This is a genomic window from Caulobacter segnis (assembly GCF_019931575.1).
Taxonomy (GTDB): domain Bacteria; phylum Pseudomonadota; class Alphaproteobacteria; order Caulobacterales; family Caulobacteraceae; genus Caulobacter; species Caulobacter segnis_C.
The window spans coordinates 1687237-1702632 of sequence record NZ_CP082923.1 but is presented as its reverse complement, the minus strand read 5'-3'; the positions used below and the strand labels follow the sequence as shown (position 1 = coordinate 1702632).

Annotated in this window: 13 protein-coding genes; 5 read left to right on the top strand and 8 right to left on the bottom strand. The window is 69.3% G+C overall.

Going from position 1 to position 15396, the window contains the following annotated elements; translation table 11 throughout:
- Window position 1: 1 nt before the first annotated feature.
- Together arr and K8940_RS07900 are read right to left on the bottom strand one after the other, a co-directional pair.
- Window positions 2–412, bottom strand: coding sequence for an NAD(+)--rifampin ADP-ribosyltransferase (arr, locus tag K8940_RS07905; RefSeq protein WP_223394469.1), 411 nt, complete (start codon window positions 410–412; stop codon window positions 2–4).
- A gap of 116 nt (window positions 413–528) precedes the next feature.
- On the bottom strand, window positions 529–1701 hold the full coding sequence (locus K8940_RS07900; protein ID WP_223394467.1) for a low temperature requirement protein A: 1173 nt from the start codon (window positions 1699–1701) through the stop codon (window positions 529–531).
- 87 nt (window positions 1702–1788) lie between these two features.
- Between K8940_RS07900 and K8940_RS07895 the strand changes: the two genes are divergently transcribed.
- The 4 genes from K8940_RS07895 (at window position 1789) to K8940_RS07880 (ending at window position 5545) form a co-directional block, all read left to right on the top strand.
- Entirely contained in the window at window positions 1789–2289 is a 501-nt protein-coding gene (locus K8940_RS07895) for a hypothetical protein (protein ID WP_223394465.1), read from the top strand.
- 39 nt (window positions 2290–2328) lie between these two features.
- Window positions 2329–3195 carry a 50S ribosomal protein L11 methyltransferase gene (locus K8940_RS07890; protein WP_223394463.1) on the top strand — a complete coding sequence of 289 codons (867 nt, stop codon included), beginning with the start codon at window positions 2329–2331 and terminating at the stop codon, window positions 3193–3195.
- A gap of 61 nt (window positions 3196–3256) precedes the next feature.
- Window positions 3257–3691 carry a hypothetical protein gene (locus tag K8940_RS07885; protein WP_223394461.1) on the top strand — a complete coding sequence of 145 codons (435 nt, stop codon included), beginning with the start codon at window positions 3257–3259 and terminating at the stop codon, window positions 3689–3691.
- A gap of 42 nt (window positions 3692–3733) precedes the next feature.
- Entirely contained in the window at window positions 3734–5545 is a 1812-nt protein-coding gene (locus K8940_RS07880; RefSeq protein ID WP_223394459.1) for an aminopeptidase P family protein, read from the top strand.
- 137 nt (window positions 5546–5682) lie between these two features.
- Here K8940_RS07880 and K8940_RS07875 read toward each other — a convergent pair whose 3' ends face one another.
- The 6 genes from K8940_RS07875 to lpxC all read right to left on the bottom strand — a co-directional run bounded on the left by K8940_RS07875 (window position 5683) and on the right by lpxC (window position 12965).
- Entirely contained in the window at window positions 5683–6099 is a 417-nt protein-coding gene (locus tag K8940_RS07875) for a DUF2147 domain-containing protein (protein ID WP_223394457.1), read from the bottom strand.
- A gap of 119 nt (window positions 6100–6218) precedes the next feature.
- On the bottom strand, window positions 6219–6854 hold the full coding sequence (locus tag K8940_RS07870) for a 3'-5' exonuclease (RefSeq protein ID WP_411675585.1): 636 nt from the start codon (window positions 6852–6854) through the stop codon (window positions 6219–6221).
- Window positions 6830–9181: an NAD-dependent DNA ligase LigA gene (ligA, locus tag K8940_RS07865; RefSeq protein ID WP_223394453.1), complete on the bottom strand. Its 2352-nt coding sequence runs from the start codon at window positions 9179–9181 to the stop codon at window positions 6830–6832. The genes K8940_RS07870 and ligA overlap by 25 nt, the downstream gene beginning before the upstream one ends.
- Window positions 9182–9251: 70 nt before the next feature.
- On the bottom strand, window positions 9252–10946 hold the full coding sequence (gene recN / locus K8940_RS07860) for a DNA repair protein RecN (protein ID WP_223394451.1): 1695 nt from the start codon (window positions 10944–10946) through the stop codon (window positions 9252–9254).
- Window positions 10947–11041: 95 nt separating this feature from the next.
- Window positions 11042–11971 carry an outer membrane protein assembly factor BamD gene (locus tag K8940_RS07855; RefSeq protein ID WP_223394449.1) on the bottom strand — a complete coding sequence of 310 codons (930 nt, stop codon included), beginning with the start codon at window positions 11969–11971 and terminating at the stop codon, window positions 11042–11044.
- Between the two features lie 97 nt (window positions 11972–12068).
- Window positions 12069–12965 carry a UDP-3-O-acyl-N-acetylglucosamine deacetylase gene (lpxC, locus tag K8940_RS07850; RefSeq protein WP_223394447.1) on the bottom strand — a complete coding sequence of 299 codons (897 nt, stop codon included), beginning with the start codon at window positions 12963–12965 and terminating at the stop codon, window positions 12069–12071.
- A 286-nt stretch (window positions 12966–13251) separates the two neighbouring features.
- Here lpxC and K8940_RS07845 point away from each other — a divergent pair, with 286 nt between their 5' ends.
- The gene (locus K8940_RS07845) at window positions 13252–15345 is read left to right on the top strand and encodes an alpha/beta hydrolase family protein (protein WP_223394445.1); all 2094 of its coding nucleotides are present in this window, start codon (window positions 13252–13254) and stop codon (window positions 15343–15345) included.
- The last annotated feature ends 51 nt before the right edge of the window (window positions 15346–15396 follow it).

The following is a 15396-nucleotide window of genomic DNA, read 5'->3' as shown; positions in this document are numbered from 1 at the left end:
CTCAGTCCTCGATCGCCTCGACGCCCCGCCGGTCCAGCTCGGCCAGGCCGTCTCTCATGGCCTGGAGCTGCTCCGGCGCATGCCCCCGCCAGTGGATCACCTCGCCGATGATCCGCAGCGGATCGCGCGAGCGATACGACCGGGTCGGATTGCCGGGAAACTTCTGGTCGGTCAGGTTCGGGTCGTCCTCCAGTGGCCCGGTCGGCTCGACGACGTAGATCCTGCCCGCCCCCTCCCCGACCGCCAGCTCCGCGCCCCAGACGGCGGCGTCCAGGGTGGCGGTCAGGTAGACGAAGGCGGCTTGCTTGCGCGCTCCATAGTTGGAGGCGAAGCCAGACCCGATCAGGTCGCCTTCCTTCAGGTCGGCCTTGGCGCCGTGGAAGAACGACGGGGCGAATGGCGTAGCGGTCATCGGTCAACGGCCCTTGCGTGGCGGGACCCCAAAGTCCCCTGCGAAGGCGCTACAGACTGCGCACAATTGGCCGCTCGCCAATTCTTGAATTCAGGTTTTTCGGCCCCAAATCCCTTTCAGGCAGGGGCCTTCTGACGCGCCGACAGCGCCGTCTCCCAGCCCCCCACCAGCACCAGGACCAGGGTCGTCAGGACCGACAGGACCAGCGGGCTCAGATATCCCGCCGCCAGCGCCAGGACCGCCAGCAGGGCCAGTCCCGAGATCCGCGTCGGCGACCAGCGCCTGAACACCGCCAGCTTGAAGACCAGCGAGCCGAACAGGAACAGCGCCGGCCCGCCGATCACGGCCGCGGCGGTCTTGAAGTCGGCGTGGCCCAGCGGATGGTGGATGACCCACTCGTCGCCGACCGCCGTGACGATGATCCCCGCGACCGGCAGCAGGTGACTGTAGGTATAGGCCACGCGGGCGATGGCGCCGGGATTTGCTGAATGGGCGATGGCCTCGCTGGCCGCCTCGGCCGTGGCCGAGAAGTAGATCCACCACATGGCTATGCTGCAGACCACGGCGCTGGCGAAGGCGGCGATGACCTCGGCGCTCCAGGGCAGGCCGACGACGGTGGCGCCCGCGACGATGATCGACTCGCCCAGGGCGATGATCGTGAACAGGGCGCAGCGCTCGGCCAGATGCGCGCCTTCGACGCTCCAGTCCGTGGCGTTCGAGCGTCCGATTCCCGGCGTCCAATAGCCCATGGCCGGCGCGGCGTACTCGATGGCCATGGCCACGGCCCAGACCAGCAGGCGCGCCTCGCCCTGCTGGAAGGCCCCCGCGATCCACAAGACCGCGGAAACCACGAACCAGGACAGGATGCGGACGAAGTTCACCCGGTGCGCGGGCTCGCGCCAGACGCCGACCAGGAAGAACAGGGTCCGCCCCACCTGGATGAAGACATAGGCGCAGGCGAAGACCAGGCCCCGGCCTTCGAAGGCGTCCGGAATGGCGGCGGCCAGCACCAGGGCGGCGGCCATCATCACGAACAGCATGATCCGCACCGGCGTCCGCTCGGGGTCCATCCAGTTGGTGACCCAGGCCGTGTAGACCCAGGCCCACCAGACGGCCAGCAGCAGCAGGCCTGTGTGCAGCACGCCCAGGCCCGTGGGATGGGCGATCAGGCCATGCGACAGCTGGGTGACCGCGAACACGAAGACGAGGTCGAAGAACAGCTCCACATAGGTGACGCGGGCGTGTTCGTGCGCGTGGCGTTCGCGCAGCAGCGGGCGGCGGTTGGTCATGGCGGCAACCTAGAGCCGTCGCCCCGAGTCCCGCGAGGGCTTTCGTCCCGCTTAGAACCAATTGCCAGCCTCGCGCGCTATCGCGATATGGACCAGCGCCTCGAACAGATCCTGGAAAGCCTGAAGACCTTCGCCGTCACCCGGCCCGTGACCTATGGCGCGCCGGCCTTCGCCGTGGTGGGCGTCCTGGCCGGGCTGGCCATGCGTCCCGGCCCGCAGCTGGAGCCATACAATCCGGAGATGGAGCCCACGCGCGTCGCCCAGCAGGACTATGCCGAGCCGATCGCCTGGCCGGCCGGCAAGGTCCCCGACTATGTCGTCGGCACCGACTTCCTGGAGGCGACGCGACCGCCGCCGGTTCAGATGGTGTCGTACGAGCCTGACTACGCGCCGGCGCCCGCGCCCGACGTGCCGCCCTATGTGTCCGGCCGCCATGGCCCCGCCACGCCGCCACCGTCCGACGACGCATCCCACTGGGCGTCCGAGCGCGGCGACATCCTCGACGTCTCCCTGCCGGAGGATCGAGCGCCGCAACCGGTCCCGACGGTGCTGGCCGATGCGGCGGCGGTGGGCATGACCACGCGCTGAAGGCTCGCTTTTTCGGCCCTTTGCCGCTAACGGGGCGGCATGACCGACTATACGCCCCAGCAGATCGTCGCCCGCGGCGCGCGCGCCGACGCCGAGACCGCCGCCGACGCCATCGACAACCATCCCGGCCTGGAAGGCGCGACCTACTCGATCCTGGAAGAGGACGAGGACAAGAACGTCTGGCGCATCGACGCCTTCCCCACCACCGAGGAGGAAGACGAGGGCCTGATGGCCCTGCTGGCCGGGTACGACCTGAAGGTCACGCGTGACACCCTGGCCGACGCCGACTGGCTGGCCATGGCGCTGTCGGGCCTGCCGCCGGTGCGCGCCGGCCGCTTCTTCGTCTACGGCATGCACGATCGTGGCCGCCTGCCGGCCAGCACGGTCAACCTGCGCATCGAGGCCGGGGCGGCCTTCGGCACGGGCCACCATGGCACCACGGTCGGCTGCCTGCAGGCCTATGACCGCCTGATCAAGGCGCGCAAGTTCAACAAGGTGCTGGATGTCGGCGCCGGCACGGGCCTGCTGGCCATCGCCGCCGCCCGCACCGGCACCAAGCTGGCGGTCGGCACCGACATCGACAAGCCGTCCGTCCGGATCGCCAAGGAAAACGCCCAGGTCAACAAGGCCAACGCCCGCTTCGTCCACGCCTCGGGCCTGTCGAACAAGCTGGTGGCCCAGAACGCGCCCTACGACCTGGTGTTCGCCAACATCCTGGCCCGTCCGCTGATCAGCCTGGCTCAGGACATCAAGCATGCCCTGGTCCCTGGCGGCACGGTCATCCTGTCGGGCCTGTTGCGCACCCAGGAGCGGATGGTCAAGGCCGCCTACCTGTCGCGCGGCTTCAAGGTCGTGAGCCGCATACACCGCGACGCCTGGGCGACCCTGGTCCTGCAGCGGCCGTAGGAACCTCCGCCTCGGGGCTCACGTTTCTCCAGCCAGAACAATGGCTGGAGGAGCCGCCTCGATGACCTACACCGACCCGAACATCCCGCCGCCCGAACGCCCCGTGGAGCGTCATGTCGAGATTCGCGAGCGCAGCAGCGGCGGCAGCGCCGGCTGGCTGATCGCCGGCATGATCGCCATCGTGGCCGTGATCGCCGTCGGCTTCCTGCTGATGCGCCCGGCCGGGACCGATCCCAACCAGATCCAGCAAGCCCAGGAGCAGGGCCGCCAGGCCGGTCTGGTCGAGGGCGCGCAGTCGGCCACCCAGGCCGCCCAGGTCGCCGCCGAGAACGCCGCCCGCGACGCGCGCTCGACCGCCGACCAGGTGCGCCGCGACACCGAGCGGGCCGCCGCCAACGCCAACCAGTCGGCCCAGGACGCCGCCGACCGCGCCACGTCCAGCCCCAACAACCAGGCGGCCTCGCCGGACAATCCGCCGACCCAACCGCAGCAATAAACGTCCCCTTTGCAGGGCCGGGTCGGGGGATTACATCGAGGCATGCGCCAGACCTTCGATGAATCCACCGACCCGTCCTTCGGCCCCAAGCACGTCCCGCTGATCCGCGCCGCCATGGCCGCGCAGGGGCTGGACGGCTTCCTTGTGCCGCACGAGGACGAGCACCAGAACGAATACCTGCCCGCCGCCAACGACCGCCTGGCGTGGGCCAGCGGCTTCACCGGCTCGGCCGGCGCGGGCGTGATCCTGAAGGACCGCGCCGCCGTCTTCGTCGACGGCCGCTACACCCTGCAGGTCCGCGAACAGGTCGACCAGGGCGTGTTCGAGATCCGCGACCTCGTCGAGGGCGGCGTGCCCGCCTATCTCGAGACCGCCGAGCAGGGCGCGATCATCGGCTACGACGCCCGCCTGCACAGCCCTGCCGCCCTGGAGGGTCTGAAGGCCGCCGCCAGCCGCGCCGGCGCGGTGCTCAAGCCCGTCGCCGCCAATCCCGTCGACCAGGCCTGGGGCGAGGCCCGCCCCGCCCAGCCGATGGCCCCCATCGTGCCGCACTTCGTCGAATACGCCGGCGAGGAGTCGAGCTCCAAGCGCGCCCGCGTCGGCGCTTCGGTCGCGGCCCTGGGCGCGGACGCGGCGGTGATCACCGCCCCGGCCTCGATCGCCTGGCTGTTCAACATCCGCGGCGGCGACGTCATTCGCTCGCCCCTGCCGCTGTCGCAGGCCATCCTGAACGCCGACGGCACGGCCCGCCTGTTCATCGAGCCGGCCAAGGTCACCACCGACCTGCCCGCCTGGCTGGGCAACCAGGTCTCTCTGGAAACGCCGGACAAGCTGGCCGAGGCGCTAGGCGATCTCTCGGGCAAGAGCGTGCTGGTCGATCCTGGCCAGTCCTCGGCCTGGTATTTCGACATGCTGGCCGCCGCCGGGTCGAGGATCGTGCGGGCCATGGACCCCTGCACCCTGCCCCGCGCCTGCAAGAACGACATCGAGCTGGACGGCACGCGCGAGGCGCACAGGCGCGACGGCGCGGCCCTGACCCGCTTCCTGCACTGGCTGGCCACCGAGGGCCAGGTCAATCCGCCGGACGAGAAGGAGGCGGTCGCCAAGCTGGAGGCCTTCCGCGAGGCCACGGGCGTGCTGAAGGACCTCAGCTTCGACACCATCGGCGCGGCCAACGGCCATGGGGCCCTGCCCCACTATCGCCCGACCGAGCGCAGCAACCAGCGCGCCGCCCTGGGCTCGCTGCTGCTGGTCGACAGCGGCGGCCAGTACCTGGACGGCACCACCGATGTCACCCGCACGGTGGCGATCGGCCAGCCCAGCGCCGAGATGGTCCAGCGCAACACCCTGGTCCTGAAGGGCCACCTGGCCATCGCCCGCCTGCGCTTCCCGGCCGGCACCACCGGGTCGGCCATCGACGCCCTGGCGCGGATGGCGCTGTGGGCCCACGGCCTGGATTACGATCATGGCACCGGCCACGGCGTCGGTGTCTATCTAGGCGTCCACGAGGGCCCGCAGCGGATCTCCAAGGCCCCGAACGTCATCGCCCTGCAGCCCGGCATGATCGTCTCGAACGAGCCCGGCTACTACAAGGACGGCGAATACGGCATCCGGATCGAGAACCTGGAGGTCGTCATGCCGGCCGAGCCGGTCGGAGACGGTGACCGTCCGATGCACCGCTTCGAGGCCCTGACCCTGGCCCCGATCGATCGCCGCCTGGTCGACAAGACCCTGCTGACGCCCGAGGAGGTGGCGCAGTTCGACGCCTATCACGCGCGCGTGCTGCGCGAGATCGGGCCTCGGGTGGAGCCGGAAGTGCGGGCGTGGATGGAAGAAGCCTGCGCGCCGCTATGACCTAAATCCCTCTCCCCCTGCGGTAGAGGGTGGCCCACGAGTGGGTCGGGTGAGGGGTCGCGTCGGGCGCGCCGAGAAACCCCTCATCCGTCATCCTGCGGATGACACCTTCTCCCGCAAGGGGAGAAGGAAATCTGTCACTTCAACCGCGTCCACTTTTGGGTCTTGCACAGCGGGGCGACGATGCAGCCCTTCAGCTTCAGTTCGTTGTCGCTGAGCAGCTCGATCGTGCCCGAATAGACGCCGCCATCCTCGGGATTATAGACCTTGCCGCCAGTCCACTTGGTCGGGCCGCCGGTGAAGTCGTACAGCATCTGCAGGTTCTTCAGCGGTCGCCCGCGCTGGGCGGCGTCCTTGTTCTTGGCGTCCTTGCGGCCCGGATCGGCCTTGATGGGATCGGAGGTCACCAGCTTGCCGCACAGGCTGTTGCCGCAGCGGGCGATCTCGACCTGGCCGCCATTGCTGGGCGTGGCCCACAGGCCGGTGACGTCGGCGGCGAAGGCCGAGCCCGACGCGAAGGTCAAGGCGGCGGCGATCAAGGCGGTGCGAAGCATATGTGTCTCCCTAGTGCGCGGTTGAAACGCGCGTTTGGGTCCCTCGTTGCGCGATCCGCCCAGTCAGGACAAGGCCGAAGGCGAAAACGAGGCGGGATTTCGACTTGCGGCGATGCGCCTCAGCGCGCGAAGGCGGGTCGGCGATAGCGCGGCGCGCCCTTGGGCGGCGTGTAGCCGTCGGAATCCAGCCGGCCCAGGGTCATGCCCAGCCTTCCCGGCAGGTCACGCACGTGGGTCACCGCGTTCACCGACGCCGCCGCCAGGGCCACCCGTCCGCAGGCATAGGCGTCGGCCGCCGCGTCGTGGTGGGCGAAGTCGACGCCCAGATGGCCGCAGACCACGTTCAGCTTGTGTGACGGCAGGTCCGGCCAGACGCTGCGCGCCACTTGCACCGTGCAGGTGTAGTCGAAGCCCGGCGGCCGGACGCCGTAGTGCTCGCTGGTCCGGCGGATCACGCTGATGTCGAACGAGGCGTTATGGGCCAGGACGAGCGCGCCCTCCAGCTCGGGCCGCAGACGCTCCAGCACGTCCGGCCACTCGTCGGCGTCCGCGACATGCTCGGGCCGGATGCCGTGAAAGGCCATGTTGAACGACGCGAAGCGGTTGCCCGGCGGACGGATGTAGTGGTGCTCGATCCGCGCCACCTCTCCGTCCTCGATCCAGGCCAGGCCGATGGAGCACGGGCTGGACCGCTGCTCGTTGGCGGTCTCGAAGTCGAGGGCGATGACCTTCATGGGGCCACCATCGCCAGCCACTCGTCCTCGGTCATCACCTGGACGCCTAGCTCCGTGGCGGTCTTCAGCTTGGAGCCAGCGCCCGGCCCGGCCACCACCAGGTCAGTCTTCTTGGACACCGACGAGGCGACCTTGGCGCCGAGGCCTTCGGCCTGGGCCTTGGCCTCGTCGCGGGTCATCTTCTCCAGCGCGCCGGTGAAGACGATGGTCTTGCCGGCCACGGCCGTGTCGGTCTTGGGCTTGGCGACCGGCTGGATGTCCAGCTCGGCGACCAGATTGGCGACCTTGGCGCGGTTGTGCTCCTCGGCGAAGAAGCGAGCCAAGGATTGGGCCGCCACCGGACCGACGCCGTCGACGGCGGCCAGGTGCAGATAGTCCTCCCCCGGCGCGCCTGAGGCGGCGGCGGCCAGGCCCTCGGCGAAGGCGTCCCAGGTCCCGTAGCGCTGGGCCAGGGCCGCGCGCGCGGGCTTGGTCAGCTTGGGGACCGCGTGGCCGATCTTGATCTCCAGGTCGGCGGCCTCGGGCCAGGGGTCGGCGACCAGGCCGCCCTTCCCGGCCTCGACCAGCAGCTCCAGCGCCTTGGGTCCGACGCCCTGGGCGGTCGACAGCTCCAGATAGGTCTCGCCCGGCAGGCCCTTGGCGGCGGCTTCGGCGGCGGCCTGAAGGTCCTCGAAGCGGTCGAAGTTGCGAGCCAGCACCGTCGAGGTCGTCTCGCCGATATCGCGCGCGCCCAGGCCGTAGATCATCCGGTCCATGCCGATCGTGCGGCGCGCCTCGATACCCTTCACCAGGTTGTTCACCGAGGTCTCGCCATAGCCGTCGCGCTCGCGCAGGCCCGCCAGCTTTTCCTCGTCCTTGGCCAGCTTGAAGATGTCGGCCGGCTCGGTGATCCAGCCCTCGTCGAAGAAGGCCTGCAGCTGCTTCTCGCCCAGGCCCTCGATGTCGAAGGCCCGGCGGGAGACGAAGTGGCGCAGGTGCTCGACCCGCTGGAACGGACAGGCGAACTCGCCGGTGCAGCGGCGCACCACCGACTCCTGGCCAGAGGCCGTGACCTCGCGGGCCAGGGGCGTCTGGAGCGGGCACGGGCAGACGTGCGGGAATTCGTACGGCTCTGGCGCCGGATCGGGCCGCGCATCCAGGGCGACCTCGACGATCTGCGGGATCACGTCGCCGGCCCGCTGGATCACCACGGTGTCGCCGATGCGCACGTCCAGGCGCGCGATCTCGTCGCCGTTGTGCAGCGTGGCGTTGGTCACCGAGACGCCGCCGACCGTGACGGGCTTCAGCCGGGCCACGGGGGTGATGGCCCCCGTGCGGCCCACCTGCAGGTCGATGGCCTCGAGGATGGTGCGAGCCCGCTGGGCCGGGAACTTGCGGGCGATGGCCCAGCGCGGCGAGCGCGAGACGAAGCCCAGGCGGCGTTGTTGTTCCAGGTCGTCGACCTTGTAGACGACGCCGTCGATGTCGAAGCCCAGGGTCGGACGCAGAGTCTCGAACTCGGCGTAGACATCCAGCAACCCTTGGGCGTTGTCGACGCGACGGGCCGGCGGAGCCGTGGTCACAAAGCCCCATTCCTGGAGCTTCTCCAGCGCGCCCCACTGGGTCTCGGCGAATGGCTCGGACACCAGGCCCCAGGCATAGCCGAAGAAGCGCAGCGGCCGCTGGGCGCTGATCTTCGGATCGATCTGGCGCAGCGAACCGGCGGCGAAGTTGCGGGGGTTGGCGTAGGTGCGCTGGCCGGCCTCCTCGGCGGCCTGGTTGAAGGCGGCGAAGGCGGCGAGCTCGACATAGACCTCGCCGCGCACCTCGATGACGTCGGGCCAGCCCGAGCCCTTCAGGCGGTGGGGGATGTCGGCGATGGTGCGCAGGTTGGCGGTGACGTCCTCGCCCACTCGGCCATCGCCCCGCGTCGCGCCCTGCACAAGGACGCCCTTCTCGTAGCGCAGCGAGGCCGACAGGCCGTCGATCTTGGGCTCGGCGGTGTAGGCGACGGTGTCGCTGGGCGACAGCCGCAGGAAGCGGCGGATCCGGGCGTCGAACTCGGTCGCCTCGTCGTTGGAGAAGGCGTTGTCCAGGCTGAGCATCGGCACGCCGTGCTCGACCGGGGCGAACTGCTCGGCCCGCGCCGCGCCGACCCGCATGGACGGGGAGTTGTCGCGCACCAGGTGCGGGAAGCGGGTCTCGATGTCGAGGTTACGGCGCTTCAGCGCGTCGTACTCGGCGTCGCTTATCGTAGGCGCGTCCTGCTGGTGGTAGGCGATGTCGTGCGCGGCCAGGGCGTCGGCCAGGGCTTCCAGTTCCTCGACGGCCTGGGCTTCGGTGAGGTCGGCGACGGGGATCTGAGACACGGGCGGCGAATCCGAAGGCAGGAAGATGCCGGGACGTTAGCAACCTCGCCCGGACCGCGCGAGGTCGGGATCAGGCCATCAGGGCCCGGGCGGCCGCCCGCGCGGCCTCGGTGACCTCGGCCCCCGACAGCATGCGGGCGATCTCCTCCTCGCGCTGGGCGGGGCTCAGCGGCTCGACCCGCGTGCGGGTCGAGGTGTCGTCCCCGGACTTGGAGATCCGCCAGTGGGCGTCGCCCCGCGCGGCGACCTGGGCCGAGTGGGTCACCACCAGAACCTGGGCGTTGGCCGCCAGGCGCTGCAGGCGCAGGCCCACGGCGTCGGCCACGGCGCCGCCGACGCCCTGATCCACCTCGTCGAAGATCATCAAGGGCTGCGGACCGCCGCCGCGACCAGCCAGGGCGGCCTTCAGCGCAAGAGCAAAACGGGCCAGTTCGCCGCCCGAGGCGATGGTCTCCATCGGACCGAACGGCGCGCCGGGGTTGGTCGAGATCTCGAAGGCGATGCGGTCCAGGCCGGTCGGACCGGCGCGATCCTCGGGCAGAGCCTCGACCGCGACGCGGAACCTGGCCTTTTCCAGCTTCAACGGCGCCAGCTCGGCCTCGACGGCCTTGGCCAGGGTGTCGCCGGCGGCGCGGCGTTCGGCCGACAGGGCCTCGGCGGCGTAGAGATAGGCCTCGCGGGCCTCGGCGGCCTCCTGGTCGGCGGCCTTGAGGGCGTCCTCGGAGGTCTCGATGGCCTGCAGGCGGGCGGCGAACTCGGCGCGCTTGGCCGGCAGGTCCTGGACCAGGACGTTGAGCTTGCGGGCCATGCCGCGCAGGGCGAACAGGCGCTCCTCGGCCTTTTCCAGGCGGTCGGGCTCGAATTCGAAGGATTCGGCCACGGCGTCGATGGCGGCGCTGGCTTCCTGGGCCTCGACCAGGGCGCGGTCGACGGCGTCGCAGGCAGCCTGCAGCCGGACCATGGCCGCCCCGTCGGCGGGCGCGCCAGCCTGCAGGGCCCGATCTCGCGCGCGTTCGAGCGCGCGATAGGCCTGGGCCAGCTTGCCCGAGAAATCGCCGCCCAGGGCGTCCTGGGCCGAGGCGACGTCGGTGATGACCTTCTCGGCCGAACTCAGCAGCGCCCGCTCCTCGGCCAACGCCTCTTCCTCGCCCTCGCGAGGATCAAGGCGGTCGAGTTCGGACAGACGGAGCGTCAGCTCCTCGGTCTCGGCGGCGGCGCGGCCGGCCAGGTCGCGCAGGGCGTCGGCCTTCTCGCGGGCGGCGCGCCACGCGCTCCAAGCCGAGGCGACCGCGCCCACGCTGACGCCGCCGAACGTGTCCAGCAGGCCCCGGTGGGTCTTGGGGTCCAGCAGGCCGACGGTCTCGTGCTGGCCGTGGACCTCCAGCAGCAGGCCGCCCAGGTCCTTGAGCACCCCGACGCTGGTGGCCTGGTCGTTGACGAAGGCTCTGGAGCGGCCGTCGGGCGACAGCTGGCGGCGCAGGACCAGGTCCTCGTCGCGGGCGTAGTCCAGGCCCTTGTCGTCCAGATAGGCGAAGGCGGGATGGTCGGCCGGCAGGGCGAAGATCGCCGTGGCCGAGGCGTGGCCGGCGGCCCCTCGGCGCACCAGGCCGGCGTCGGCGCGCGCGCCGGTGGCCAGGCCCAGGGCGTCGAGAATGATCGACTTGCCGGCCCCGGTTTCGCCGGTCAGCGCGGTCAGGCCCTCGCCGATGGCCAGGTCCAGGCTCTCGATGAGCACGACGTCACGGATGGAGAGGCCGATCAGCATGTTGCGCAAGATCGCCGGGAATCAGGGTTTTTGAAAGCGCAAAGGTAGAACGAAACAGGACCGACCGTCCGATACTGGCGTCGGCCCCGTCGCGGCTACATGCCCAGGACGCCCATCAGGCCCTTCTTGGCCTTCTTTTCGCCGGGAGGCGCCAGGGTGCTGCTCTTGTCGCGCGACAGGGCGCGCTCCAGGGCGTTGCGCTTGGCGCCGGCCTTCAGCGGCTCGACGGCGGGCCGCAGACCGTTGTCGTTCAGCAGCTTGTAGGCGTCAGCGTACCAGCGGTCGCCCGGGAAGTTGTAGCCGAGGACCGCGCCGTTGCGCTTGGCTTCCTCGTTCAGGCCCAGGGTCAGATAGGCCTCGACCAGGCGGAACAGGGCCTCGGGCGTGTGCGAGGTGGTCTGGTGGCGCTCGATCACGGTCTTGAACCGGCCGATCGCGGCCAGGGTCTGGCCGTTCTTCAGATAGTAGCGACCAATGGCCATTTCCTTGCCGGCCAGCTGGTCGTTGACCATGTCGATCTTCAGGCGCGAGTCGGTGGCGTATTCGGTGTTCGGATAGCGCTGGACCACGTCGCGCAAGGCCGCCAGGGCCTGCTCGGTGGCGGCCTGGTCGCGGTTCACGTCGACGATCTGCTCGAAGTAGCAGATGGCCTTCAGATAGAAGGCGTACTGGGCCGACGGATTGCCCGGATACAGCGAGATGAACCGGTCGGCGTCGCCAATGGCGTCGTTGTACTGGTTGCCCATGTAGTGGGCGTAGCCGGTCATCAGGATCGAACGGCGCGACCATTCCGAATAGGGGTGCTGGCGCTCGACCTCGCGGAAATAGTCGACGGCCTCGTTCCAGTTGCCGCGGTCCAGGCGATCGGCGCCCGTGGAATACAGCAGTTCGACGGGACGCTCTTCGTAGGCGAGGGTCGGCTTCTTGGACTTGCCGGCGCAGCCCGCCACCGACACGGCGGCGAGCACAGCGGCGATGGTGACGGCCGAACGTCCCGAAAAATTACGAAGCACGGAGTCTCTCACCTTCGAAGCAAACGCGCGCCCCAGCGCCGTGCAAGGCTTCTACACCACGCCGTGAAAGGCGCAAATGCGAAGGCCGAACGCGGAGCCGGGTAGCCCCCTAGACCGCTTCAGCCAGTTCCGACGCGAGAGCGCGAAGGCGCCAGGCGCGCGGCTGGGACAGCAACGCTCTAACCACGGCGTTATTGAGGCCGTGACCGGCCAGAACGCCTTCGAAGCGGCCGAGGATCGGCTTGCCCAGCACATAGAGGTCGCCAATGGCGTCCAGGGCCTTGTGGCGCACGAATTCGTCCGGGCGGCGCAGGCCTTCCGGGTTCAGCACGCGGTCGCCGTCGATGACCACGGCGTTCTCCATCGAGCCGCCGCGGGCCAGGCCGATGGCGCGCAGGGCCTCGACGTCGCGGACGAAGCCGAAGGTCCGGCACTCGGAAAGCTCGGCGCGGAACGATTCTTCGTCGACGGTCAGGTCAACGGCCTGGCGACCGATGGCCTTGCTGCCGAAGGCGATCTCGAAGGCGACCTCGAAACGGTCCGACGGCAGCAGGCTGGCGCGCTTGTCGCCCTCCTCGACCGTGATCGGAGCCAGGATCTCGATGTACTGGCGAACGGCTTCCTGCTTGCGGCGGCCGGCTCGGTCCAGGATCTGGACGAAGGGCTCGGACGAGCCGTCCATGATCGGCACTTCCGGGCCGTCCAACTCGACGACGCAGTTGTCGATCGACAGGGCCGCCAGGGCCGCCATCAGGTGCTCGATGGTCGAGACGCGGACGTCGTCGCCGTTACCGATGACCGTGCCCAGTTGCGTCTGGCAGACCGCCTGGGCGGTGACGGGGACGCGATTGTCACGGTCGTGCACGTCGGTCCGCACGAAGACGATCCCCGCGTCGGGAGCCGCCGGACGCACCGCGACGCGCACGTGCGCGCCGGTGTGCAGGCCGATCCCCGCGAAGATCACCGGTCCTGCGACCGTGTGCTGAAAATAACCCGAAGCCGACACCAGAGACCCTTATCGTTGGACGGAAGGCTCTACGGCCATCCTATCGCCCCGGCTAACCATGTAGGAAGGATGCTGCGTCGCGGCAAAGCAAGTCCTGTTTCGGATTGTTACGCGCTAAGCGACTGACTTTGTTTCACTTTTATTACGATCGCGCATGCGTCGAAACAGAACGCCGATCGGCGATCCGTGCTCGGGATTCTCTTGCCTCGCTCCCCTAGCGGGTGGCGAAAAGCCGGACTAGGCTCCGCCGCCAGATGGGATAACCGTTTCCGGGAAATTGGGTTTCATGATCAAGAGCTTGCGTTTCGCGGCCTCGGCCGCCGTCCTCGCCGTCGCCCTGGCCGGCGCGGCCCACGCCCAGGCTCCCCAAAAGCCTCACGTCTTCACCGCCAAGGACATGGCCAGCCTGGACCGGCTGAGCGATCCGCGGGTCTCGCCGGACGGCCGCTACGTGCTCTATACGGTGCGGACCCTGGACTATCCGGCCAACAAGGCCTCGATGTCGCTGTGGGTCGCCGACCTGAAGACCAAGATGGCCCCGCGTCGGCTGAAGATCTCGGACGGCGGCGCGTCGAGCGGCCGCTGGAGCGCCGACGGCAAGGCCATCTACTTCTCGTCCGGCCGCGCGGGCGGGACCGAGCAGGTGTTCCGCACCGACGTGACGGGCGAGACGGCGACCCAGGTGACCAAGGCTCCGTTCGACGTCCTCGCCTACAAGGTCGCCCCGGACGGCAAGACCATCGTCGTCGCCCAGGCCGTGTTCCCCGACTGCGCCGACTTCGCCTGCACCGAGGCCAAGCTGGCGGCCAAGACCGCGACCAAGGCCACCGGCGTGGTCTATGACCGCCTGTTCGTCCGCCACTGGGATACGTGGAACGACGGGACCAAGAATCACCTCTTCGCCTGGACCCTGGGCCCGGACGGCGTGGCGATGGGCCAGCCGGTCGACCTGATGAAGGGTTTCGACGGCGACACCCCGACCAAGCCCTATGGCGGCGACGAGGACTTCACGGTCAGCTTCGACAGCAAGACCGTGGTCTTCTCGGCCAAGGTGGCGGGCAAGGACGAGCCCTGGACCACCAATTACGACATGTGGGGCGTCCCGCTGGACGGTTCGGCCAAGCCGGTCAACTACACCGCCGACAACAAGGCCTGGGACACGACCGGGATCGCGTCGCCGGACGGCAAGCTGATCGCCTATCGCGCCATGAAGCGGCCGGGCTTCGAGGCCGACCGCTTCGCGATCATGATCTATGACGAGACGACCCAGAAGGTGCGCGAGCTGGCCCCGACCTGGGATCGTTCGGCCGATTCCATCGCCTGGAGCGCCGACGGCAAGACGATCTACGCCACGGCCCTGGACGTCGGTCAGGGCAAGCTGTTCGCCATCGACGTCAAGACCGCCAAGGTCACCGCCCTGACCGGCGAGGGCCATGTCACCGCCTTCGACGTCTCGCCCGCCGGCGTCGTCTATGCCTCCGACTCGCTGAAAAGCCCGTCCGAGCTGTTCCTGCTGGCCAAGAAGGGCCCGCCGGTGAAGATCGCCAGCGTTTCCAGCGAGACGCTGAAAGACGTCGCCTGGGGCGAGCCCGAGCAGTTCGACTTCAAAGGCTGGAACGACGAGACCGTGCACGGCTTCGTGCTGAAACCCGCCAACTTCGACCCGGCCAAGAAGTATCCGGTGGCCTTCCTGATCCACGGCGGTCCGCAGGGCTCGTTCAGCAACAGCTGGTCGTACCGCTGGAACCCGCAGGTCTACGCCAACGCCGGCTACGCCGTGGTGATGGTCGATTTCCACGGCTCGACCGGCTACGGCCAGGCCTTCACCGACGCGATCAGCCAGCACTGGGGCGACCGCCCGCTGGAGGACCTGCAGAAGGGCTGGGCCTTCGCGACCCAGAAGTACGGCTTCCTGGACGCCGACCGCGCCTGCGCCCTGGGCGCCTCGTACGGCGGCTACATGATCAACTGGATCGCCGGCAACTGGAACGCGCCCTGGAAGTGCCTGGTCGACCACGACGGCGTCTTCGACACCCGCTCGATGGGCTACGCCACCGAGGAGCTCTGGTTCACCGAGTGGGAGAACGGCGGCACGCCCTGGACGCCGGGCAACACCTTCCAGACCTTCAACCCGGTCGACCACGTGGCCAACTGGACCAAGCCGCAGCTGGTGATCCAGGGCCAGCTGGATTACCGCATCCCGGTCGAGCAGGGCCTCTCGGCCTTCACCGCCCTGCAGCGCAAGGGCGTGCCCAGCAAGCTGCTGTACTTCCCCAACGAGAACCACTGGGTCCTGAAGGCCCAGAACTCGGTCCAGTGGCACAAGGAAGTACTGGACTGGCTGGATCAGTGGACGGGGAACACGCGGCCGGGGAAGTGATCGCCTGACCTCCCCTTATCCGCTCATCCCCGCGAAAGCGGGGACCCAAGC

Bases quoted from the DNA above. Each gene is read 5' to 3' on its own strand.
- K8940_RS07875 (WP_223394457.1), bottom strand. From the start codon at position 6,099: ATGCTTCGCACCGCCTTGATCGCCGCCGCCTTGACCTTCGCGTCGGGC.
- K8940_RS07845 (WP_223394445.1), top strand. From the start codon at position 13,252: ATGATCAAGAGCTTGCGTTTCGCGGCCTCGGCCGCCGTCCTCGCCGTC.
- recN (WP_223394451.1), bottom strand. From the start codon at position 10,946: ATGCTGATCGGCCTCTCCATCCGTGACGTCGTGCTCATCGAGAGCCTG.
- K8940_RS07895 (WP_223394465.1), top strand. From the start codon at position 1,789: ATGGACCAGCGCCTCGAACAGATCCTGGAAAGCCTGAAGACCTTCGCC.
- arr (WP_223394469.1), bottom strand. From the start codon at position 412: ATGACCGCTACGCCATTCGCCCCGTCGTTCTTCCACGGCGCCAAGGCC.
- K8940_RS07900 (WP_223394467.1), bottom strand. From the start codon at position 1,701: ATGACCAACCGCCGCCCGCTGCTGCGCGAACGCCACGCGCACGAACAC.
- K8940_RS07880 (WP_223394459.1), top strand. From the start codon at position 3,734: ATGCGCCAGACCTTCGATGAATCCACCGACCCGTCCTTCGGCCCCAAG.
- K8940_RS07890 (WP_223394463.1), top strand. From the start codon at position 2,329: ATGACCGACTATACGCCCCAGCAGATCGTCGCCCGCGGCGCGCGCGCC.
- K8940_RS07885 (WP_223394461.1), top strand. From the start codon at position 3,257: ATGACCTACACCGACCCGAACATCCCGCCGCCCGAACGCCCCGTGGAG.